General features: G+C 73.8%; 21 protein-coding genes and 1 pseudogene. 10 read left to right on the top strand and 12 right to left on the bottom strand.

All coding sequences use genetic code 11. From position 1 onward, the window contains the following. From Q6969_RS04325 to Q6969_RS04290, 8 genes and pseudogenes are all read right to left on the bottom strand, one after another. Positions 1-345, bottom strand: a pseudogene (locus tag Q6969_RS04325) (hypothetical protein); the annotation flags it as partial. Beyond that, positions 342-1,265 (bottom strand): carbohydrate ABC transporter permease, encoded by a 924-nt coding sequence (locus Q6969_RS04320; protein WP_317229349.1) that lies wholly within the window; start codon positions 1,263-1,265, stop codon positions 342-344. The gene Q6969_RS04320 and the pseudogene Q6969_RS04325, both read right to left, overlap by 4 nt. Continuing rightward, the gene (locus Q6969_RS04315; RefSeq protein ID WP_396335510.1) at positions 1,262-2,254 is read right to left on the bottom strand and encodes a carbohydrate ABC transporter permease; all 993 of its coding nucleotides are present in this window, start codon (positions 2,252-2,254) and stop codon (positions 1,262-1,264) included. The genes Q6969_RS04320 and Q6969_RS04315 overlap by 4 nt, the downstream gene beginning before the upstream one ends. A 26-nt stretch (positions 2,255-2,280) precedes the next feature. Beyond that, positions 2,281-3,573 (bottom strand): extracellular solute-binding protein, encoded by a 1,293-nt coding sequence (locus tag Q6969_RS04310; protein ID WP_317229348.1) that lies wholly within the window; start codon positions 3,571-3,573, stop codon positions 2,281-2,283. A gap of 176 nt (positions 3,574-3,749) precedes the next feature. After that, complete coding sequence (locus Q6969_RS04305) at positions 3,750-4,580, bottom strand: DUF6807 family protein (protein ID WP_317229347.1); 831 nt, start codon at positions 4,578-4,580, stop codon at positions 3,750-3,752. Then, on the bottom strand, positions 4,577-5,686 hold the full coding sequence (locus tag Q6969_RS04300) for a Gfo/Idh/MocA family oxidoreductase (RefSeq protein WP_317229346.1): 1,110 nt from the start codon (positions 5,684-5,686) through the stop codon (positions 4,577-4,579). Before Q6969_RS04300 ends, Q6969_RS04305 begins: the two co-directional genes overlap by 4 nt. 105 nt (positions 5,687-5,791) lie before the next feature. Then, the gene (locus Q6969_RS04295) at positions 5,792-6,112 is read right to left on the bottom strand and encodes an L-rhamnose mutarotase (protein ID WP_317229345.1); all 321 of its coding nucleotides are present in this window, start codon (positions 6,110-6,112) and stop codon (positions 5,792-5,794) included. Positions 6,113-6,174: 62 nt separating this feature from the next. After that, positions 6,175-7,407, bottom strand: a complete 1,233-nt coding sequence (locus Q6969_RS04290) for a glycerate kinase (RefSeq protein WP_317229344.1) — start codon at positions 7,405-7,407, stop codon at positions 6,175-6,177. A 217-nt stretch (positions 7,408-7,624) separates the two neighbouring features. Between Q6969_RS04290 and Q6969_RS04285 the strand changes: the two genes are divergently transcribed. From Q6969_RS04285 to Q6969_RS04245, 9 genes are all read left to right on the top strand, one after another. Then, complete coding sequence (locus tag Q6969_RS04285) at positions 7,625-8,224, top strand: DUF4956 domain-containing protein (protein WP_317229343.1); 600 nt, start codon at positions 7,625-7,627, stop codon at positions 8,222-8,224. After that, positions 8,221-9,030, top strand: a complete 810-nt coding sequence (locus Q6969_RS04280; protein ID WP_317229342.1) for a polyphosphate polymerase domain-containing protein — start codon at positions 8,221-8,223, stop codon at positions 9,028-9,030. Before Q6969_RS04285 ends, Q6969_RS04280 begins: the two co-directional genes overlap by 4 nt. A 52-nt stretch (positions 9,031-9,082) precedes the next feature. Further along, positions 9,083-11,038 carry a carbohydrate-binding domain-containing protein gene (locus tag Q6969_RS04275; RefSeq protein WP_317229341.1) on the top strand — a complete coding sequence of 652 codons (1,956 nt, stop codon included), beginning with the start codon at positions 9,083-9,085 and terminating at the stop codon, positions 11,036-11,038. Positions 11,039-11,215: 177 nt separating this feature from the next. Continuing rightward, positions 11,216-12,139 carry a phosphodiester glycosidase family protein gene (locus Q6969_RS04270; protein ID WP_317229340.1) on the top strand — a complete coding sequence of 308 codons (924 nt, stop codon included), beginning with the start codon at positions 11,216-11,218 and terminating at the stop codon, positions 12,137-12,139. Then, positions 12,136-13,290, top strand: a complete 1,155-nt coding sequence (locus Q6969_RS04265) for a glycosyltransferase family 2 protein (RefSeq protein WP_317229339.1) — start codon at positions 12,136-12,138, stop codon at positions 13,288-13,290. Before Q6969_RS04270 ends, Q6969_RS04265 begins: the two co-directional genes overlap by 4 nt. A 302-nt stretch (positions 13,291-13,592) precedes the next feature. Then, positions 13,593-14,813: a ferredoxin reductase family protein gene (locus Q6969_RS04260; protein WP_317229338.1), complete on the top strand. Its 1,221-nt coding sequence runs from the start codon at positions 13,593-13,595 to the stop codon at positions 14,811-14,813. A gap of 35 nt (positions 14,814-14,848) precedes the next feature. After that, positions 14,849-15,199 (top strand): hypothetical protein, encoded by a 351-nt coding sequence (locus Q6969_RS04255; RefSeq protein ID WP_317229337.1) that lies wholly within the window; start codon positions 14,849-14,851, stop codon positions 15,197-15,199. Between the two features lies 1 nt (position 15,200). Next, positions 15,201-16,166 (top strand): FAD:protein FMN transferase, encoded by a 966-nt coding sequence (locus Q6969_RS04250; RefSeq protein WP_317229336.1) that lies wholly within the window; start codon positions 15,201-15,203, stop codon positions 16,164-16,166. A 97-nt stretch (positions 16,167-16,263) separates the two neighbouring features. Continuing rightward, positions 16,264-16,641, top strand: a complete 378-nt coding sequence (locus tag Q6969_RS04245) for a hypothetical protein (protein ID WP_317229335.1) — start codon at positions 16,264-16,266, stop codon at positions 16,639-16,641. 15 nt (positions 16,642-16,656) lie between these two features. Here Q6969_RS04245 and Q6969_RS04240 read toward each other — a convergent pair whose 3' ends face one another. Beyond that, positions 16,657-17,895 carry an LCP family protein gene (locus Q6969_RS04240; protein ID WP_317229334.1) on the bottom strand — a complete coding sequence of 413 codons (1,239 nt, stop codon included), beginning with the start codon at positions 17,893-17,895 and terminating at the stop codon, positions 16,657-16,659. 216 nt (positions 17,896-18,111) lie between these two features. Here Q6969_RS04240 and Q6969_RS04235 point away from each other — a divergent pair, with 216 nt between their 5' ends. Beyond that, on the top strand, positions 18,112-18,624 hold the full coding sequence (locus Q6969_RS04235) for a GNAT family N-acetyltransferase (RefSeq protein WP_317229333.1): 513 nt from the start codon (positions 18,112-18,114) through the stop codon (positions 18,622-18,624). Here the strand turns inward: Q6969_RS04235 and Q6969_RS04230 are convergent. From Q6969_RS04230 to Q6969_RS04220, 3 genes are all read right to left on the bottom strand, one after another. Then, the gene (locus Q6969_RS04230) at positions 18,513-20,420 is read right to left on the bottom strand and encodes a beta-L-arabinofuranosidase domain-containing protein (RefSeq protein ID WP_317229332.1); all 1,908 of its coding nucleotides are present in this window, start codon (positions 20,418-20,420) and stop codon (positions 18,513-18,515) included. The two genes, Q6969_RS04235 and Q6969_RS04230, sit on opposite strands and share 112 nt — an antisense overlap. A 47-nt stretch (positions 20,421-20,467) precedes the next feature. Next, complete coding sequence (locus Q6969_RS04225; protein WP_317229331.1) at positions 20,468-21,289, bottom strand: carbohydrate ABC transporter permease; 822 nt, start codon at positions 21,287-21,289, stop codon at positions 20,468-20,470. Positions 21,290-21,296: 7 nt separating this feature from the next. After that, the coding region (locus Q6969_RS04220) for a sugar ABC transporter permease (protein WP_317229330.1) at positions 21,297-22,165 on the bottom strand (869 nt) is incomplete at its 5' end.

Here is a 22,165-nt window from a genome sequence, read left to right as displayed (position 1 = left end):
GCCCCCGGCGACGAGGGCGAGGTCGAGCGCGAGCACGCCGCCCGCCCCGACCGCCGCGAGCCCGACGGGCAGCGCGCGCACGAGTCCCGTCCGCCCCTCGGCGAGGGCGGTCCGGAGCGGGGCGGGCTCGTCGAGGATGAACCGCCGGAGGTGCCGGGCGCCGACCGCGAGGGCGAGCGGGAGGGTGACGAGCGGGAGCGCGAGCAGCGTGACGAGCAGACCGGTCCACAGCACCTCCGCGAAGAGGGCGAATCGGTCCGCCGCCCCCGGCCACCGCAGGGCGGTGCCGTCGGCTCCCGCGGCGCGGGCCTGGCGCGCCCGCCGCCGCGCGTCCCCGCGGCTCATCCCTTGAGCCCCTGCGTCGCGACGCCGTCGACCAGGAACCGCTGGAAGACCATGAAGAAGATGAGCACCGGGAGGAGCGCGAGCACCGAGACGGCGATGGTCGCCCCGTAGTCGGACGCGGACGTCTGGTCGTTGTAGACGCGGAGGGCGAGCGGCAGCGGCTGGAGGTCCGGCGTGTTGAGGTACAGCAGCGGCCCGAGGAAGTCGTTCCAGCTCCAGATGAACGCGAAGATCGACGACGTGATGAGCGCCGGGCGGATCAGCGGGATGGTGATGGAGCGGAAGATGCGCAGGTGGCCGGCGCCGTCGATCCGCGCCGCCTCGTCGAGCTCCCGCGGCAGGTTGCGGATGAACTGCACCATGAGGAATACGAAGAAGGCCTCCGTCGCGAGGAACTTGCCGATGAGCAGCGGCCAGTACGTGTCCATCATCCCGAGCGTGCGGAAGATCGTGTACTGCGGGATGAGCAGGACGTGCATCGGCAGGAGCAGCGTGCCGATCATGAGCGCGAAGTAGAGCGGCCGCCCCCGGAAGTCGAGCCGCGCGAAGGCGTACGCCGCCATCGAGGACGACAGCACCACCCCGATCACCGAGCCGACGGCGAGGATCGTGGAGTTGAGGAAGAACCGCCAGAGCGGAACGCCGCCCACGCCCGCGAACACCTTCACGAAGTTGTCGATCGTGGGGTCCTGGGGAAGGAGCGAGGTCCGCCCGCCGAACTCCGTGTTGGGCTTGAAGGCCGCCGCCCCCATCCAGACGAGCGGGTACAGCACCACCGCGGTGAGCACGATCATCACCGCGATCCAGACGAGCGTCGCGGTCCTCGGCCGTCGTCGCCGGGCCCGCGGGGCCGGGCGCGGGGCCGGCTCGGTGACCACCTGGGTGTCGGCCGAGGGGAGGGTCGTGTCGAAGGTCGTCATCGTGCGTCTCCCGAGTAGTGCACCCAGCTCTTCTGGGTCTTGAAGAGCACGAAGGCGAGGACGCCGACGAACAGCAGCAGGACCCAGGCCATCGCCGAGGCGTAGCCCATCTGGTTGTTGGTGAAGGCGCGCGTGTAGAGGTACACCGTGTAGAAGTTGGTGGCCCCCGCCGGCCCTCCGGTGCCGTTTCCGATGATGTACGCCGACGCGAACACCTGGAACGCGTTGATCATCTCGAGCAGCAGGTTGAAGAAGATCACCGGGGAGAGCATCGGCAGCGTGACGCTCCGGAACTTCCGCCAGGGCCCCGCCCCGTCGACCATCGCGGCCTCGTAGAGCTCGGCCGGCACCTGCTTGAGGCCCGCGAGGAAGATCACCATCGGGGCGCCGAACTGCCAGACCGCCAGGATGATCATCATCGGCAGGATCAGGGCGGGCACGCCCACCCATCCGCCGACGTCGAGACCCAGCACCTGCAGCCCCGAGTCCACGGGCCCGTCGGTGGAGAACATCGCGCGCCAGACGATGGCGATGCTCACGCTCGCGCCGATGAGCGACGGCGCGTAGAACGCGGAGCGGAAGAAGCCCGTGCCGCGTGCGCTGTAGTTGAGCAGCATCGCGACGAGGAGGGCGGCGGCGAGCTTCACCGGCGTCCCGACGAACACGTAGGCGAGCGTCAGCTGCACCGACTGCAGGAACTTCGGGTCGCCGAGGAGGCGCTCGAAGTTGCCGAGCCCGATCCACTCGGGTGCGCGGAAGAGGTTGTAGTCGGTGAAGGAGAAGTACAGGGACATCAGCATCGGGCCGAGCGTGAGCCCGACGAAGCCGATGAGCCAGGGGGAGAGGAACGCGTACCCGGCCAGGGTGTCCCTGCGGGGGCGCCGCCGCACCGGGCGGCCGACCGGACGAGGGGTGCTCATCCGGCCGGCCGCGGGTGCGACGCGATCGGAGGCGGGGGTGCCGCTCCGGGTCGACGTCGTCGTCGTCATGGGGTGCCTTCCTGGCCCGTCGTCGATCAGTTCCCGAGCGTGACGGCGGTCTCGTCGAAGAACTGCGTCACCGCGTCGTCGACGCTGAGGGCGCCGAGGCCGAGGCTCGTGCCGATGTCGAGGAAGTCGGCCTCGATGGCGCCGTAGCCGGCCACCGGCGCGGCCGGGGCCTCGCCGATGCGGTCCTCGACCGAGTCGAGGTAGTCGGCGACCTGCTTGTCCGGCCCCTCGAGGTCGGCGCCCGCGAGCTGCTCGGAGGAGGCGGGGATGCCGAGCGTCGCGCCGAAGATCGCGCCCACCTCGGGGCTGTTGATGAGGAAGTCGAGGAACGTCGCCGCCGCCTCGGGCTGGTCGGTGGACGAGGAGATCGCCTGCATCAGGCCGACCTTCTGGTACAGGTCCTTCGTCCCCTCGTCGGAGGTGGGGGGAGCGCTCATGACGATCTCCGACGCGCCGCTGTCGCCGACGTAGCCGCCGAGGAAGTTGCTCCAGCTCATCTCGCTGGTGGCGAGCGCGGCGCCGAAGCCGGACTTGGGCAGCAGCTCCTGCAGGCGCGCGGCCGGCACGCCGGTCGTCGTGCGCATCTCGTCGCCCTGCTCCCAGAACGACGTCAGGTCGGCCTTCGTGAAGCCGAGCTCGCCGTCCTCGGTGAAGAGCTCCTTGCCCTCGGCGCGCAGCTGCAGCTCGAGGTTCTGGATGCGGCCGGTGTAGTCGGTGCCGCCGTAGACGGCGCCGCCCGTCCTCTCCGTGACGTCGGCGACGTACGCCGCGTAGTCCTCCCAGCTCCCGCCGCCCGCGTAGGGCTCGAGCCCGTTGGCGTCCAGCAGGTCCTTGTTCTGGAACACGGCCCACGCGCTGTAGCCGGTGGGGATCGCGTAGGTCGCGCCGTCGAGCTCGCCGGTGGCGAGGAGGTCATCGGCGACGGTGGTCTCGTCGATGACGCCGCCGAAGTACTCGGACAGGTCGCCGAGCAGGCCGTTCTCGCCGTACTGGCGGAGGTACGTGTAGTCGAACTGCATCACGTCCGGCAGTCCGCCGCCCGCCGCCTCGGTCTGCCGCTTCTCCCAGTAGCCCGGGTAGTCGGTGAAGGTCGAGTTGATGGTGATGTTCGGGTGCTCCTCCTCGAAGAGCGCGATGGCCTGGTCGTAGCGGGCGGCGCGGTCGTCGTTGCCCCAGAACGTGTAGTCGAGCGTGATCTCCTCGTCCGGGTCGAGGGTGGCGGAGGGGCCGGAGCCGCCGCCGGAGCAGGCGGTCAGACCGAGCGCGACCACGGCCACGGCGGCGGCCGCCGCGACGCGGGTGCTGTGTGAGCGGAACATCGTCGTCCTTTCGAGAACATCATCGTTTCGAATGCCCGGCACGTGGATGAAACGTTTCGGGAAAGCGTTTGCCCCAAAGTACGTCCCGCGGATCGACGCGTCAAGCGCCGTCGTCGGACCCGCTCGCCGGCGCCCGCCGCGCCGCCCTCGCACGGGAGCGCGCACGGGCGGGGACCTCAGGCCAGCGCCGCCGCGATAGCGTCGGGATCGAGGGCGCCATCGGCGACGAGCAGGCGCCAGCGCCACGTCACGGGCGTCGCCGGCATCGTCCAGACCCGGTGGGCGAACGGCGCCGCGCAGAGGATCGGGGTCGCGCCCGTGCGGACGAACCAGGGCGACGGATGCACGGGGTCGCCGGCCAGGGCGGCCATCGCCACGGTGGCCTCCTCCGTCGCGAGCGCCAGCCACGGCAGGGACGCGCCCCGGGCCGCGTCCGCGGTGGTCGGACCCGCGGGCGACAGCACGCGGGCGGCGCCGAAGTCCGCGGCGAGCCGCAGCACGAGCCCGCCGTAGCCCGCGTCCGGCCGTCCCGCCGTCGTCGGCGACCCGAAGGCGAGGCCCGGCACGACGGGGGTCCACGTGCTCTCGACGGTCAGCACCGCGCGATCGGCGGCGGGCCGGGCGACCGCGTGGGTGCGGCGCTCGGTGAGGAGCACCCGGCCCGCGGCGTCCGTCCACGCGAGCGACAGAGTCGACCCGTCCCGGTCGACGACGCGCTGCGCGCCGTTGTTGGCGAGCTGGCGGTAGCCCGCGCCCGTGACCCACGTCACGCCGCCCCACAGGTTCACGTCGTCCGCCTCGCCGGGCACCCCCACGTTGGCGACGGCCAGCGAGAGACCCAGGTGCCAGTCGTGGTCCGCGGGCCGGAGGTCCGAGACGACCTGGCCGCCGGGCGTCCGGAGCGGGTGCAGGTACGGGCGGGGCGAGTCGCGGGGCGGCGTCGCGGGATCGTCGAGGACGAGCCGGGCGATGCCGTCGCCGACCTCCACGGCGTCGTCCGGGATCACGGGCGGCGCCCCGGCCGGACGTCGACCACGTCCGCGCGGACGGCCGCGCGCATCGCCGGGTCGTCCCGCAGCTCGCGGATCGCGACCGGGGCGCCCCGCCGCGACGAGTGGTAGATCGCGGCGACGATCTCGAGGGAGCGGGCGGGCGCCGCGCAGACCTCGGGCAGGGGAGCGCCGGACGCGAGCGCCGGGTACACGGCGTCGAGGTAGGCGGCGTGGCCGCTCGGCGTCTCCGCGTCGGGGAACGCCCACGACGCGGCCTCCTCCTCCGGGACGTGCGGCGCGGGCGTCAGCCGCCAGTGGGCGTGGCCGTGCCCGTAGAGGTGCTCGAGCTCGACGGTGGCGCGCTCGGCGTCGATGCGGATCGCGCTCGCCTGCCGCGGGGAGACCGCGCTCGTCAGCGCGACGGCGACGACGCCCGACGCGAAGCGGAGCACGGCCGTCGAGACGTCCTCGGTCTCCACCTCCCGGTCGACGCGCCATGCCTGCCCGGTGACCTCGTCCACCTCGCCCAGCAGGTGCGCGAGCAGGTCGAGCTGGTGGATCCCGTGCCCGGTGGTGGTGCCGCCGCCCTCGGTCTCCCAGCGTCCGCGCCACGGCACGTCGAAGTAGTCGGCGTCGCGGTACCAGAGCGTGTCGCAGCGCGCCACGAGCGGACGCCCGAGGGCCCCCGACCGCAGGAGGCCGCGGACGTGCGCGGCGGCGGATCCCGTGCGCTGCTGGAACACGACGGCGAGGCGCCGGCCGGCGCGGTCCGCGGCCGTCGTCATCCGGTCGACCTCCGCCAGCGAGAGCGCCGGCGGCTTCTCGACGACGACGTGCGCCCCGAGTGCGAACGCCGCCTCGGCCTGCTCGGCGTGGACGCCCGGGGGCGTGCAGAGGTGCAGCACGTCGACCTCGGGGAGGTCGTCGAAGGAGGCGCCCCACGTCGGGATCCCGTAGCGGTCGGCGAAGTCCCGGGCGCGGTCCGGGTCGCGGTCGACCGCCGCCACGAGGAGCGCGTCGTCGCGCTCGCGGAGCGCCGCCGCGTGCAGGTGGGCGACCCCGCCGGTGCCGATGATCCCCACCCGGAGCGGGGCGGAGGGCGGAGGGGTGTCGGCGTCCATGGGCGTCCTCGCGGGTCGGGGCGATGGTGCGGGCAGCGGCGCCGCGCTCCTCAGCACCCTAGCCGGGAAAACGCTTGCCCTCCACTACGGCGCCGGCGCAGGTCGTCAGGCGAGGTGGAAGTACTCCTCCAGGCGCACCATCGACCGGTCGGGATCCTCCGACGACTCGAAGTACGGCGCCATGGTGGCCTGCCAGCGCGCGTTGACCTCCTGCTCCGCCATGCGGGCGCGGGCCCGGTCGAAGTCGTCCGTGACCAGGTAGCCGACGACCAGGCCGTCGGACTCGCGGACGAAGAGCGAGTAGTCCGACCAGCCCGTCTCCGACAGCGCCTCCCGCATCGCGGGCCAGACGGTCTCGTGCGCCGCCAGGTAGTCCGCGATGCGGTCCCGCTTGAGCTGCATCGTGAAGCACACGCGTCGTGTCATGTCGTCCTGCTCTCGTCGTGTCGAGGGGTGGGTGCGGCCGCCGCGGTCCGCGGGGCCGGCGGTCATGCGGGGCGGTCGGGCGCGCGCCCGGCATCCGTCGCCGGGGCCGAAGGCGGGGTGCGGGCCGGGGTCGGGGTCGGGGTCGCGAGCAGGGTCGCCGCGATGTCGCGCCCGATCCGCTGCAGCAGGCGCGCGGACAGGGCCGGGTCTCGCGAGCTGTCCTCGTCCGTGCGGTCCGCGAGGGCGTGCACCGCGTGGAGCCCGAGCTCGCGGACCCCCTCGGCGGAGAGCGCGTCGCGGCCCACGACCGCGGCGACGGGACGGCCGCCGCTCCGCTGGACGACGACGGAGATGAGCTTGCCGTCGCGCGTCTGCTCGTCCATCGACCCCTCGCCCGTGATCACGAGGTCCGCCGCCCGCGCCCGGGCGTCGAAGCCGAGCAGGTCGAGGAAGAAGCCCGCCCCCGAGACGAGCCGACCGCCGAGGAGGAGGAGCGCGTATCCGATCCCGCCCGCGCTGCCGGCGCCGGGCGACGCGGCCGCGGCGCGCGCTCCGGGGACGCCGGCGCGCTCGGCGAGGTCGACGAGGTGCGCGAGGGCGTCGTCGAGGAGGTCGACCTCCGCGGGGCCCGCGCCCTTCTGGGGGCCGAAGACGCGGGCGGCGCCCAGGGGACCGGTGAGGGGGTTGGTCACGTCGCTCGCGCCGAGCAGCTCGACGCCGTCGAGGGGGAGCAGACCCGTGAGGTCGAGGCGGTCCACCGACCCCAGCGTGCCGCCGCTCGGCCGGACCTCGGTGCCGTCCACGGCGAGGAAGCGCACGCCGAGGGCGTGCAGGAGGCCGGCGCCGCCGTCCGTGGTGGCGCTGCCGCCGAGGGCGACGACGATGCGGTGCGCGCCGAGCCCGCGCACGTGCCGGATCGCCTCGCCCACCCCGTGGCTGGAGGAGCCGAGGGCGTCGCGCCGACCGTCCGGCAGCACCGCCAGGCCGCTCGTGCCGGCGACCTCGACCACGGCCGTGTCCCCGCGCCGGGCCGCGCTCGTGCGCACCGGCAGGCCGGTCGGCCCGGTCGCCTCGAGGACGACGGGCTCGTAGCCCGCGGCGAGCGCCGCGGCGACGCTGCCGTCCCCGCCGTCCGCCAGGGGGAGGAGGTCGCAATCGACGCCGTCCGGGCCCGCGCCCTCGGCGAGGCCCGCGCTGATCCAGTGCGCCACCTCGGCGGCCGTGAGGCTGCCCTTGTACTTGTCGGGCGCCACCAGGACCCGCGGACGACGGCGGTCACGGGTCCGGGGGAGCATGTCGGCGAGCATACCGAGCCGCCTGTCGGGCGTCGGGGCGTCGGGGCGGCGGGACCCCGGTGCCCGGCCGGGTGGCCGCCGGGGTGGAGCGCGTCCCGCACCTGCGCTTCCCCGTCGCGCCCGGCACCCATATGCGGCCCATCGGCCGTCCATGGGCTCGTCATAGGCCGGCACGGCGTACTGGTGCTCCACCCCGACAGAACAGTGGAGCACCACCGTGGACTACATCCTCCCCATCGCCGTCGACCTCGTCGCCGTCGGAATCCTGACCTTCGCCATCTACTTCCCCCGGCACCACCGCCGGGACCTCGTCGTCGCGTTCCTGGGCGTGAACGTGGGCGTCCTCGCCGTGTCGCTCGTGCTGGGGTCCAGCACCATCGGGGCGGGCCTCGGGCTCGGCCTGTTCGGCGTGCTGTCGATCATCCGGCTGCGGTCGGACGAGATCGCCCAGCACGAGGTCGCCTACTACTTCTCCGCCCTCGCGCTCGGCCTCATCACCGGTCTCTCAGGTTCGATGAACCCGCTGCACGTGTCGCTGATGGCGCTGATCCTGCTCGTGCTCGTCGTGGGCGACCACCCGCGCCTGTTCGGCCGGTACCGCCAGCAGACGATGACCATCGACACGGCCATCGCCGACCACGACGCGCTCCTGGAGCACCTGGGGCTCGTGCTCGGGGCCGAGATCCGCGGCGCGCAGGTCAAGCACCTCGACCTCGTGAACGACACCACCGTCGTGGACGTCCGCTACCGGGTCCGCCCCAGCGGCAGCCCCGCCCGCCTGCGCGAGGCGATGCCGCAGGGCAAGGTGACCGCGTGAGCCGCGTCCGCGGACTGACCGCCGTCGGCCTGCTCGAGCCCATCGGCCTGGACGAGCTCGTGGCCCGCGCCGCCCTGCTCACCCGGGTGGACCGCAAGTACGTGGTGCCGATGCACGCGCTCGACGCGGCCCTCGCGGGCCTGGAGCCGGGGACGCGAGCCCTCGAGATCGAGGGGCGACGGGCATCCGCGTACCGCAGCGTGTACTTCGACACCCCCGAGCTCGCCAGCTTCCACCTGGCCGCGCACGGACGGCGCCGCCGCTTCAAGGTCCGGACCCGGAGCTACGTCGACTCCGGCGGGTGCAACCTCGAGGTCAAGACCCGCGGCGGCCGCAGCAGCACGGTGAAGGACCGGGTCGCGCATGTGGCCGGCGACGAGCGCACGCTCTCCGCCGCGTGCCTCGCCCACGTCGACGCGACGCTGCGGGACGCCGGCATCCGGGGCATCGCCCCCCAGCGGCTGCGGCCCACGCTCGTGACCGAGTACGACCGCACGACCCTGTTCGTCCCGAGCGACGAGAGCCGCGCGACCGTCGACACCTCGCTCGCGTGGATCCTCGACGACCGCCGACTCGAGCTGCCGCGGGTGGCGATCGTGGAGACCAAGTCCGGCTCCCGGCCCTCCGCCGTCGATCGCCTCCTCTGGAGCCACGGGCACCGACCGTCGACCATCTCGAAGTACGGCACGGGCCTCGCGGCCCTCCGCGACGACCTGCCGTCGAACAGGTGGGGCCGGGTCCTCCGTCGTCACTTCGCCGACGGCTGCACGACCTCGACCTCCTCCGCCTCCTCCTCCGCCGCCTGAGCGCGGCATCCCGGACACCCCGCGCTGACCTGCGCCCACCGAAGGACACCCCATGAACCCGAAGCGCTCCATCCGCAACCCCACGGCCCTCGCCGTCTCCCTCCTGCTCAGCGTCGGTCTCCTGGCCGGCTGCGGCATCGCCACGACCGCCACCGGCACCGACACCGACACCACCACGGCCGCGGCAGCCGCGGTCGAGGTGGATGCCACCCAGAGCGCCGCACGAGTCCTGGCGGCGAACGACGCCGTCGTGGACTCCAGCGACCACGTCGACGACGCGGAAGCCGTCGACATCGCCCTCGACGGCGACACGGCCACGGCCTCCGGCGACGGCGTGACCGTCGACGGCAGCACCGTCACCATCACCGCGGCCGGCACCTACCGCATCAGCGGCACGCTCGACGACGGCCAGGTGGTCGTCGACACGGCGGACACCGGGACCGTGGCCCTGATCCTGGACGGGGCCAGCATCTCCTCCACCACGACGGCCGCGATCGACATCCGCCAGGCGGACTCCGCCGTCGTCTCGCTCGCTGCCGGCACCGAGAACGCGCTGAGCGACGCCTCCTCCTACGACGACTCCGCCGGCGCGAACGCGGCCCTCTACAGCGCCACGGACCTGACGATCACCGGTACCGGCTCGCTCGAGGTGACCGGCAACGGCAACGACGGCATCGCCTCGCAGGACGGCCTGGTGATCGCTTCCGGGGACATCACGGTCGCAGCCGCAGACGACGGCATCCGCGGGAAGGACGCGCTCGTCGTCCAGGGCGGCACCGTCAGCGTCACCGCGGGCGGGGACGGCCTCAAGTCCGACGACGACGACGACCCGACGCGCGGCTACATCTCGATCGCGGACGGCGACGTGACCGTCACCGCCGGAGACGACGGCCTCGCGGCCACGACCGACGTCGTCGTCACCGGCGGCACGCTCGACGTCACCGCGGGCGGCGGGGCCGCGAACGCCGCCGCGGCCGCGACGGACTCCACCGCGCAGGGCATCACCGCCGGCGTCATCGCGGTCGTCGAGGGCGGGACGACCACCATCGACGCGCAGCACGATGCGATCAACGCCGCGGGCGGATTCCACCTCGTCTCCGGCAGTGTGGACGCGGCGGCTGGAGACGACGGCGTGCACGCCGACACCGCGCTCGTGATCGACGGCGGCACCCTCGACGTCACGACCGCCGTCGAGGGCCTCGAGAGCGCCGCCATCACCGTGAACGGCGGGGAGACGTCGCTGGTGACCCAGGACGACGGCGTGAACGCGACCGTGGGCTCCACCGCGACGGAGACGACGACCGGGGCCTCGGAGCCCGCCGCCGCCGACGCCGCGGCTCCCGATGCGGGTGCCGCCCCGGCCGAGGGCGCCTCTCCGCCCGACGGCACCGCCCCGACCGGCGAGCGCCCCGCCGGGGGGACGCGTCCGGGCGCCGCGGGCATGGGCGGCGGCACGGGCGGCGGCGGCGCGATGGGCGGCGACGACGGGTCCACGGTGACCATCACCGGCGGCACGCTCGTCATCGACGCGGACGGCGACGGACTCGACTCCAACGGCTCCGCCACCATCTCCGGCGGGACCGTCGTCGTGAACGGGCCGGAGGGCAGCGGCAACGGCGCGCTCGACGTGAACGGCACCCTCGACGTCTCCGGGGGCACGCTCCTCGCGGCCGGCAGCAGCGGCATGGTCGTCTCGCCGGCCACCACGAGCGCCCAGGGCTGGATCTCCGCGACCCTCGACGGCGCCTACGACGCCGGCACGGTCGTGCAGGTCCTCGATGCGGAAGGCGCCGTCGTCGCGTCCTTCACGGCGAGCAAGTCGTTCGGCAGCATCGTCTACTCCTCCGACGCGATCACGACGGGCGAGAGCTACTCGGTCGCGATCGGCGGCACCGCCTCCGGTGCGAGCACGGGGGGCCTCGCGGCGTCCGGTGACGCCACGGGAGCGGCCGCCTCCGTCACGGTCACCGCGGGCGAGGCCGCGACCGGCGGGATGGGCGGCCGCTAGCACCGGGAGTGCCCGCGGTCGCGCGGGCAGCAGGTGAGGGGAGGTCCGGCGAGTCGCCGGGCCTCCCCTTCGTCGTCCCTCCCGCCCGCACCGAGCTCCGCGACGGAAATCCGCACTCATGGGCGCGACATCGACGACTCATCGGGACGTCATCGAACGGCTCGACACCCTCATCCCATGAGCCACGAACCGACCCGACGCCCCTCCCGCCGCACCTTCCTCCTCGGCGGCGCCGCAGCCCTGGGCCTCGCCACGGCCGGCGCCGGCTGGACCCTCGACCGCTTCGTCGTCGAGCACGTCGAGATCGACGACGTCGACGCCTTCGAGGCCGCCAACGCCTCCACCGACGCCACCTCGACCAGCACCGGATCAGCGGCCGTCACCGTCGATGCCCGCACGCAGGGATCCGGCGACGAGCTCGTCACCTACTACGTCGCCGACCTCCTCCTCACGGACGCGACCGCGCTCCGGTCCGCGTTCGCGGACGACGCCTTCGGGCAGAACGTCATCGACACGACCTCGAGCATCGCCGCCCAGAACGACGCGGCGTTCGCGATCAACGGCGACTACTACGGCTTCCGCGACACCGGCATCGTCATCCGCGACGGCGTCGCCTTCCGCGACGTCGGCGCCCGCGAGGGGCTGGCCTTCTACCGAGACGGCCACGCGGAGGTGTACGACGAGACCGCCACCAGCGCGGATGCGCTCGTCGCCGCGGGCGTCTGGAACACCCTCTCGTTCGGACCCGCCGTCGTCCGCGACGGCGCCGAGGTCCCGGGCATCGACCAGGTCGAGGTCGACACGAACTTCGGCAACCACTCCATCCAGGGCCGCCAGCCCCGCACGTGCGTCGGCGTCATCGACGCGAACCACCTCGCCATGGTCGTCGTGGACGGACGCAGCACCGGCTACAGCGCCGGCGTCACCCTGCCCGGACTGGCCGCGATCATGCTCGACCTCGGCTGCGAGACCGCGTACAACATCGACGGCGGCGGGTCCTCGACGATGGTCCACGACGGCGAGCTCGTGAACCGGCCGCTCGGCACGACGAGCGAGCGGGGCACCTCCGACATCCTCTACATCCCGGCGAGCGCCGCGTGATCGTCCTCATCCCCGCCTACGAGCCCGACGCCCGGCTCCCCGGGCTCGTGACCGCCCTCGTCCGCGCCCGCCCCGACGTGATCCCGGTCGTCGTCGACGACGGCAGCGGGCCCGGGCACGCGGCGACGTTCGACGCGACGCGGGCGGCAGGAGCCGTCGTCCTCACCCAGCCGCGGAACCTCGGCAAGGGCCGCGCGCTGCGGACCGGGATCGCGTACGCCGGAGCTGCCCACCCCGGAGAGGACGTCGTGTGCGCGGACAGCGACGGGCAGCACACGGCCGTCGACGTGCTCCGCGTCGCCGACCACGTCCGCCGCACCGGCTCCATGGTGCTCGGCGGGCGGAGGTTCGACGGCGACGTGCCGCTCCGCAGCCGATTCGGGAACGCGGTGTCCCGCGGACTCCTCCGTCGGGCATCCGGGGGGAGCATCCACGACACCCAGACCGGGCTCCGCGGCTACCCGGCGGGATCCCTGGCCTGGCTGCTCGAGGTGCCGGGGGACCGGTTCGAGTACGAGCTGCGGGTGCTGCTGCGGGCGCACGCCGACGGACGCGCGGTGGAGGAGATCCCCATCCAGACGCTGTACCTCGAGGGCAACGCGTCGTCCCACTTCCGCCCGATGGTGGACTCGGGGAAGGTGCTCGCCCCGCTCCTCCTGCATGCGGTGGTCGCGATCGGGTCCTTCCTCCTCGACCTCATCGCCCTCTGGGCCCTGGTCGCCGTGACCGGAGAGCTCCTGGTCGGCGTGATCGGCGCACGGCTGATGAGCGGCACCGTCGCCTTCGTCGCCAACCGCCGCCTCGTCCACCACGGCCGCGGTCGCGCGCACACACCGCCGGCAGGGACACCAGCGCGGCGCCGGGCCCTCCTCGGTGACGCGCTCCGGTACGCGGCGCTCGCCGCGCTGGTCGCCCTCGGCGACGTACTGCTCCTGGAGGCGCTCACGGCCGTGGGCATCCCCCTGCTGCTGGCGAGGATCGGCGCGGGAGCCGCGCTGTTCGTCGCCGGCTTCGCGGTGCAGCGCACGCTCGTCTTCCGGCGGCACGCGGTGGACCCCGGCCCCGGGCCGGCAGCCGTCGATGCCGTCACCGCTCCACCGGCCGCGTCGGGGCAGCGTCCCGCCTCGTCCGGCTTCATGGCCGGTCCATAGCCGTGCCAGGGCCGGCTCATGCGTCGATCCTGCTGAATCGGGGCATGAGCGCACCGTTGCATGCACCGCCACCACCAGCATCTGCACCAGCACCAGCACCTGCACCTGCACCTGCACCTGCACCTGCACCAGAACCACCAGCCGCCCCCGCGCCGCGGGACGACGCGGCGCTGCGGGCGGCGGGGCGGCGGCGGTCCCGCAGGACGCGGCTCCTCGGTGCCGCGGCATGGGCCTCCGCCGTGGTGGCGGTGACGCTGTGGGCCACGTCGGACGCCGCGCGACTCACCGGAGACGGACGGCTCGTGATCGTCCTCGGGATCGTCGCGGGCCTCGTCGGCACCGACCTGATCCTGGTCATGCTGGTCCTCACGGCCCGCGTCCCGCTGATCGACCGCCTCGTCGGCCACGACGCCGCGATGGCGCTTCACGGCCGCCTGGGGAAGCCCGCCCTGTACCTCCTCCTCGCCCACGGCGCGCTGCTGGTGGTCGGGTACTCCCTCGACGCCGGCGAGGGCATCGGACCGATGATCGTGGCGCTGTGGGAGGCCGCCGACGTCCGGCTCGCGATCCTCGGGTTCGGTGCCCTGGTGGTCGTCGTCGTGAGCTCGGTGGTCGCCGTCCGCCGCGTGCTCCCGTACGAGGCGTGGCACGCCGTGCACCTCCTGTCGTACGCGGCCGTGGTCCTCGCCGTCCCGCACCAGCTGCAGCAGGGGCAGGTCCTCGCGGAGACGTCGTGGCAGCGGGCGTACTGGATCGCGCTGTACGCGATCGCGCTCGGCTGCATCGCGGTCTTCCGCTTCGGCACGCCCGTCCTCCTGTCCCTCCGGCACCGGGTGGTCGTGGACCGCGTCGAGCCGATCGGCGACGGCGTGGTGTCCCTCCACCTGCGCGGTCGCCGGCTCGACCGCCTCCCCGCTCGGGGCGGGCAGTTCCTCATGTGGCGGTTCTGGGGAGCGGGGACCTGGTGGCACGCGCACCCGCTCTCGCTGTCCGCCGCGCCCGACGGCACGAGCCTGCGGCTCACCGTCCGAGCCCTGGGGCGCGGCAGCGGCGACCTCGCGCGACTCCGGCCCGGCACGCCCGTCTCGTTCGCCGGACCGTACGGCGTCTTCACGGAGGCCAGCCGCACCCGCCCGCGCATCGCCGTCGCCGCGGCGGGGATCGGGATCACCCCCGTCCGCGCGTTCCTCGAGGAGGTCTCCGCGCCGGCGGGATCCGTGACGATCCTGCTCCGCGCGCGGGACGCCCGGGAGACGCACCTCTGGGACGAGGTCATCGCGTGGGCCACCGCCCGCGGTCACCGCGTCCTGACGAGCGTCGGCTCCCGCGGGAGCGGACCCGGCGCCTGGCTGGCCGACGAGCAGGCCGGCCAGGGCCACCGTGCCACCACGGTCTTCCCCGACCTCCACGGCTCGGACCTCTACGTCTGCGGACCCGCGCGCTGGGCGGACCTCGTCGAGGCCGACGCGCGCGCCGCGGGACTGCCGGGAGCCCAGCTCCACCGCGAGCGGTTCAGCTGGTGACGGCACCCCACCACCCCCACGAAGGAGAAGGACGCATGCACGACGAGCACACCACATGGACGCGGCGCATGGTCGCCGGGCTCACGACGGGCATCGCCCTCGTGGGCGCGGGAGCGCTCGGCTCCACGGTCTACCTGACGCAGGCCGTGCTCGCGGACGGCGCCGAGGCCCCGACGACGTCCACCGTCACCCCGGCGGACCGGCGGGCCGACGACGAGGCCGCGGCGGATCCCGCGACGGGCTCGGGCGCCGGGTCGGCGGGCTCCGGGTCGACCGGGTCCGGCACGTCGCCCGGGTCCGGCACGTCGACCGGGTCGGGCACGACCGACTCCGGCGTGAGCGCCGGGACCGGATCCGGCTCCTCGTCGCGGACGTCGGGGTCCTGACGTGCGCGCCTCCGTCGAGCGACCGCACGCGAGCAGGGAGCGCTCCTGGGACCTCTGGACCACGACGGCCCAGGTCGTCGTGCAGAGCCCCGATCCCCGTGCCCTGGATGCGGCCGCCGCCGCGGTCCGCCGGGTGACCGCGGACGTCGACCGGGCGTGCAGCCGGTTCCGGCCGGACTCGGAGCTCATGACGAGGGCCCGGGACCTCGAGCGCGGATGCACGGTCTCGCCGCTCCTCGCGGACCTCATGCGGACGGCGCTCGACGCGGCGGAGGCCACCGACGGCGACGTCGATCCCACGCTCGGAGCCGAGCTGATCAGCCTCGGCTGCGACACCGACCGGCTGCCCTCGCCGCCCCGCCCCGCCGGGCACGGCGACGGGCGGCGCTCGACGAGCGGCTTCCCGCGCGGCATGGTCGAGCGCGGCCCGCGCTGGCGGGACGTCGAGCTCCGGGGATCGCGGCTGCGCGTGCCCGCGGGGGTCGTGGTCGACCTGGGGGCGACCGCCAAGGCGTGGGCGGCCGATCGGGCCGCGGCTCGTGCGGCGGCGGCCTCCGGCGCAGCGGTCCTCGTCGCGCTCGGCGGGGACATCGCCACGGCGGGGGAGGGCCCCGCGGAGGGCTGGCAGGTCCTCGTCCAGGACACCGACGAGGACCCGGCGCAGGTCGTCTCGCTGCGGAGCGGCTGGGCGGTGGCGACCTCGAGCACGCGGCGCCGCAGGTGGGAGCACGACGGCACGCCCGTCCACCACATCCTCGATCCCCGCTGGGGGATCCCGGCCGCACCGCTCTGGCGCTCGGTGACGGTGGCGTCCGCGACCTGCGTGGGAGCGAACACCTGGTCGACGGCGGCGGTGGTCCGGGGGTCGCGTGCCGTACGGGACCTGTCGCCCCGGAGGATCGCCGCCCGCCTCGTCGCGGCCGACGGGACGGTGATCACGACCCCGCTCTGGCCCGAGGACCGCTGAGACGCCCCGGGGCCGGGACCGGCGGACGGCGGCGACGCGGGGGACCGCAGCGGCCATCGCATCCCGCCCGCCGGCATCCCGCCCCTACGCTGGAGCGATGCAGGGGGTGGGGGACCGGGTGGAGGATCGGACGTCGCCGCGGGACGACAGCCGCGGGAGGGTCGCCTCCGTCACGGGCATCATCGCCCTCGGCACGTTCGCGCTGCTCTGGTGCGTGATGTGGGTCCCGTCCGCCCTCCTCGGCTCCGGGTGGCTGATCCTGTACCCGCTGTTCCTCGTGGCATGGGTCCCGATCGGGCTCCTCGCACTGGTGAGCCTCGTGTTCGCCGTGATGTCGCTGGTGCGGCGGGAGGGCCGGAGGAGGCGCGCGATCACGATGCTCGTCGTCGACGCGGTGTTCCTCGTCGTGTCCCCGTCGGTGCTCTGGCTGGGCGCCTTCCCGCTGCTCGCCCTGGTCACCCCCGCTCCCGCGTGACGCGCGCGCCCCGCGTCAGCCGTTCGCGCAGGTCTCCGTCGCCGCGGTCTGGCCGGTGACGCCGTCCGGCAGCACGGCGGGAGGGGCGGCCGCACCGTCCGGCGCGGGCGGGGCGGGATCCGCCGGGGGGGCGGACGCGGGATCCGTCGGCTCGGCCAGCACCACGCCCTGGCCCGTGCTGTCGGGCGCGAGCGCGAAGTCCGCGTCGGAGGCGATGAGCCGCATCATCCGGTCCCCGTTCGCCGCGTCCTGCGCGACGCGGCCGCTCTCCAGGTACGTGGTCGGGTACTGCACGAACACGAACTCGTCGAGCGGGATGTCCTTGATGGTGAGCGCGAGGGACGTGATCGCGGCGGGGCTGTCGAGCGAGGTGGAGAGGCTCATGTTGTCGACGGCGGCGCGCGCGATCCCGTAGAGCTTCGCCGGGTTGGTGAGGGTGTCGGTGCTCGTCACGGTCCGCAGCAGCGCGCTGAGGAACACCTGCTGGTTGCTGATGCGGGAGAGGTCGCTGTTGTCGCCGATGCCGTGGCGGAGGCGGAGGAACTGGACCGCGTCCTCGCCCTGGAGGGGCACCACGCCGGCGGGGAGGTCGAGCTCGGTCCGCCAGTCGTCGATGGGGTTGGCGATGCAGACGGGGACCCCGCCGACGGCGTTGGACATCTCGATCACGCCGGTGAACTGGATGACGCCGCCGTAGGGGATGTCGAGGCCCGTGATGCTCTCCACGGCGCGCACGACGCAGGGGAGCCCGCCGTTCTTGAGCGCGACGTTGATCTGCACTTCGTCCTGCGCCGGCACCTCCGCGGTGCCGTCCTGGCTCCGGCACGCGGGCATCGTCATGAGCATGTCGCGGGGGAAGGAGATGACGGTGGCGCGGGTGTGGTCCTCGCTGATGTGGAGCAGCATCGTCACGTCGTTGAGGTTGCCGGTCGCGACCTCCTGCCCGGTGCCGAAGCCGTCGCCCTGTCCCTCGCGGGTGTCGCCGCCGACGAGCAGCACGTTGGCCCCGCCGTCGATCGCGCCGATCGAGGGCGGCAGGGCGTCCCCGTCGGAGATGTCGACGGAGTTGGCCTGGACGGTGCGGGCGATGTCCCACGCCGCGATCGCGGCCACGGATCCGCTGCCGACCACGGCGACCGCGGCCACCGCTCCGATCGCGGCGGCCACCGTGCGCGCGGCGCTCGGCCTCCGCAGGCGGCCGTGACGGGCGATGCCCTCGGTGCCCCGGCGTCCCACCCTGGTGGTCTCGGTCATGGCGCTCCTCCGTCGACAGCTCGGGACGGGCGTCCCTCGCCGAGGCTAGGCGCGGATCCCCGAGCAGGCCAGGCCCCGCCCGGCGGACCCCTCGCACTGGGGCGGTCCCGAGCGCGGCGTCGCCGGCCAGCCTCCGCCCTCCACGAGCCTGCTGCCGCGAGGGGCGCGCCGGCCCGCGGCACGGCGCGTCCGCACCGGGGCTGCCACGATGGCCCCATGCAGATCGACGTCGTGCACGGCCGCAGCGGCACGGACGTCCGGCGCGTGCTGGAGTCCCTCCCGGACTGGTTCGGCGACCCCGGCGCGATCGACGCGTACGTCGTGGATGCCGAGAGCGACCGGTACGACAGCCTCCTGGCATCCGACGGCACGCAGGTGCTCGGTGTCGCGCTCCTCCGGCGGCACTTCCCGGAGGCGGCGGAGCTGCACCTGATCGCCGTCGCTCCCGCGGCGCAGGGGCGGGGCATCGGCCGGCTCCTCGTCGAGCGCGTGAGCGCCGATCTCGCGGCGAGCGGATGCGCGATCCTCTCCGTCCACACGGTCGGACCGTCCTTCGACCACGAGCCGTACGCGCGGACGCGCCGCTTCTCCGGCCGGACCACCCGGCCGGCGGCGTCTCAGCCCTCCCGCGTCCAGACCCGCATCTCCCCGGCGCCCCGGTTGGCCCACGACGAGTACGGCACGAAGACGAGCTCCGCGTCCTCCGAGGTGACCGGGCCGCTGCGGTAGAGGCCCTCCCCGGCGACGTCGGTGCGGCGGCCCCGCGCGGTCACGACGTGCGTCCCGTCCGCGTCGCGGGCGGACAGCTCCGCGTCCGCCGGCAGGGACAGCATGTGCAGCATGGTGCCGTTGTCGGCCTCCTCGAGCGCGTGGAGGATCGGCCCGCGCGCGATCGCCACGCGGCCGGCGTGGTCGACCAGCCGGGGGTCGGGGCGCAGGCGGCGCGGGGAGGTGTCCAGCTGCAGCACGAGCTCCTCGCCGTCCTGCCAGCGCCGCGTCACGGTCGCGTAGCCGTCCTCGCCCAGCAGGTCGCCGTCGTCCAGGTCGAGCGGCCGGCCGTCGAGGTGCAGCGTCGTCGTCGCCGACCACGCGGGCACGCGGACGCTGAGCGTGAGCTCGCCGTCCGGGGCGTCCACCATGCGGAGGGCGACCCGGCCGCTGCCGTGCACGTCCGCGTCGACCGCGACGACGGCCACCGCGTCGCCCACGGGCACGCGCACGGTCCCCGACACGGGCACGTGCACCACCAGCTCGGCGTCGCCGGTGGCGAAGGCGTAGGAGCCGAGCGACGTGAGCAGGCGGGCGAGGTTCGGGGGGCAGCACGCGACGTCGAACCAGGCGCTCCGCTCGATGCCGCCGCGGCTCGCGAGGGGGTTGTCGTAGAAGAAGCACGTGCCGTCGTCCGACAGGCCGGCCAGCACGCCGTTGTAGAGGGCGAGCTCCAGCACGTCGCCGTAGCGCCGGTGCCGGTCGATGCGGAGCATCCGCTGCGCCCACATCATGAGCCCGATCGCGGCGCACGTCTCCGCGTACGCCGACTCGTCGGGCAGGTCGAAGTCCCGGGTGAAGCCCTCGTTCACGGCGGAGCTGCCGATCCCGCCGGTGACGTACATGCGCCGCGTGGTGAGGTGCTCCCACAGGCCCCGGCAGGCCGCGAGGAGCGACTCGTCGTCCTGCTCGCGCGCCAGGTCCGCCATGGCGGAGTACAGGTACATCGCGCGCACGGAGTGGCCCACGGCCTCGTGCTGGTCCCGCACCGGAGCGTGGGCCTGCAGGTACTCGCGGGTGCGGCCGGGGTGGGCCTCGCCGCCGAACTGGTCGCCGAAGTACCCGGGGGTCCCGCGGCGCTCCGCCTCGAGGTCGAAGAAGTAGGGCTCGGTGCCGCGCTCCTCCACGAAGTAGGACGCCAGGTCGAGGTAGCGGCGCTCGCCGGTGGCCGCGGCGAGCTTCACCAGGGCGAGCTCGATCTCCTCATGGCCGTCGTAGCCGCGGATCTGCCCCTCGCCCCGGCCGAACACCGTCCCGATGAGGTCCGCGTAGCGGCGCATCACGTCGAGCAGGGTGGTCTTGCCGGTCGCGGCGTGGTGCGCCACGGCCGCCTCGATCAGGTGCCCGGCGCAGTAGAGCTCGTGGGCGTCGCGGAGGTCGGTGAAGCGCGCCTCGGGCGCGATGACCGTGAAGTAGGTGTTGAGGTACCCGTCCGCGCCCTGGGCGGAGGCGAGGAGGGCGATGACCTCGTCCAGGCGCGCGTCGAGCTCGGGGTCGGGGTGGGAGACGAGGCTGTAGCTGGCGGCCTCGATCCACTTGGCGATGTCGCTGTCCCAGAAGATGTGGGGCACCGGGTCCCCGTCCTGCCGCCGGTGGCGGAGGGACTCGAGGTGGCCGATCGTCTCGAGCTGGTGGTGCTGGAAGGGGATCGTCTCGGTGCGGACGGTCTCGATGCGCGGGCTCCAGAAGGGATCGGCGATGTCGACGTCGGCGAGGGGGGCGGGCGTCGTCGCCCGGTGCGTGCGGAGGGTGTCCATGGGGTGTCCTTCGGTGGGGAGGGGATCTGCGGCGGCGCGGCGGGGGGTCATCCCTTGAGCGCGCCCGAGGTGAAGCCGCGGACGTAGTAGCGCTGCAGGAAGAGGAACAGGAGCAGGCAGGGGAGGGCCGACACGATCACGCCGGCCTGCAGCGCGCCGTAGTCCACCGAGCCGAGCGCCCCGGTGCGCAGGCTCACCAGCGCCACGGGGAGGGTGAAGAGGTCGCCGCTGGTGAGGAAGATCAGCGGGGCGATGAACTCGTTCCAGGATGACAGGAACGCGTACAGGCCGACGGTCACGAGACCGGGGACGGTGCCGCGCAGCAGCACGCGGAAGAACGCCCCGGCCACGCTGCAGCCGTCCATGAGGGCGGCCTCGTCGAGCTCCTTCGGCAGGGCCTCGAACGAGTTCCGCATCATGAACAGGCTGAACGGCAGCTGCAGCATCACCATCACCAGGGCGAGCCCGACGAGGGAGTCCTGGAGGTCGAGCCAGCCGAGCAGCACGTAGAGCGGGATGAGGATCGTCGCGTACGGCACCATCAGGATCGCCAGGGTGAGGATGAAGAGCACGTTCCGCCCGCGGAACGGGAGCCGCGCGAACGCGTACCCGCCGAACGCGGAGACGACGAGCACCCCCGCGACGGTCATCAGGGCGACCGCCGTGGTGTTCAGCAGGTAGGTGCCGAGGCCGCTGCCGTACTCGACGACGCTCCGGTAGTTGGCGAAGCCGAACCCGCCCTCGGGCGAGGCGCCGGTGCCGAAGAGGGACCCGTGGAGGGTCCACAGCAGCGGCAGCAGGAACAGCAGCGCGAGGACGGTGCTGGTGACGTGGTGGGCGGCGATGCCCAGGAACTTGGTTCGCTTCATGACGGCCTCACGCGGTGTTGTCACGTCGGAGCAACGTGAACTGGATCAGGTTGAGCACCAGCAGGAACGCCAGCACCACGAGCGACAGGGCGGCCGCGGTGCCGAGGTCGAACTGCACGAACGCCTTGCGGTACAGGGCGACGACGAGGGTGACGGTGGAGTTGTCGGGCCCGCCGCTGGTGAGGATGTAGAACTGGTCGAACGCCAGCACGGATCCGGTCACCGAGAGGATCAGCATGAGCGCGATCGACGGCCGGAGCAGCGGCAGCGTCACCGACACGAAGGTCCGCCACCACGAGGCGCCGTCGACGCGGGCGGCCTCGTAGACCTCGTCCGGGATCGCCTGGAGTCCCGTGAGCAGGATGAGCATGTAGAAGCCGGAGAAGCGCCAGACGACGAGGAGCACGGTCGACCAGAGCGCGCCGGTCGGCGTCGAGATCCAGTTGAGCGGGCCGATGCCGACGAGTCCGAGCAGCTCGTTGAGGCCGCTGTCCTTCTGCGTGTACAGCCCGTAGAACAGCAGGCTCGTGGAGGCGAGGCCGATGGCGGCCGGGATGAAGAACGCCGTGCGGTAGAGCGCCGTCCCGGGCCGCGACTGCTGCACCAGGAGCGCGAGCCCGAGCGCGACGGCGCTGAGGAGCACGGTGGTGATCACGGTGTAGAGCGCCGTGAAGCCGATGGCCTTGACGAACAGCGGGTCGCTGATCTCGGCGAAGTTCGCGCCCCAGTTCGGCGAGGAGGCGCCGATGAGGGGCCAGTCGTTGAACGCCATCCAGATGAGGAGGACGAGGGGGACGACGAACACGACGCCGACGACGAGGGCCGTCGGGGTCGCGAAGAGAAGCCCGGTGCGGGCCGTGTCGCGGGAGAGCGGAC

It is taken from the genome of Clavibacter sp. MX14-G9D (assembly GCF_032917815.1).
Lineage (GTDB): Bacteria > Actinomycetota > Actinomycetes > Actinomycetales > Microbacteriaceae > Clavibacter > Clavibacter michiganensis_K.
Note: the sequence above shows the minus strand (reverse complement) of the source record. Positions and strands in the feature narration are given on the sequence as shown.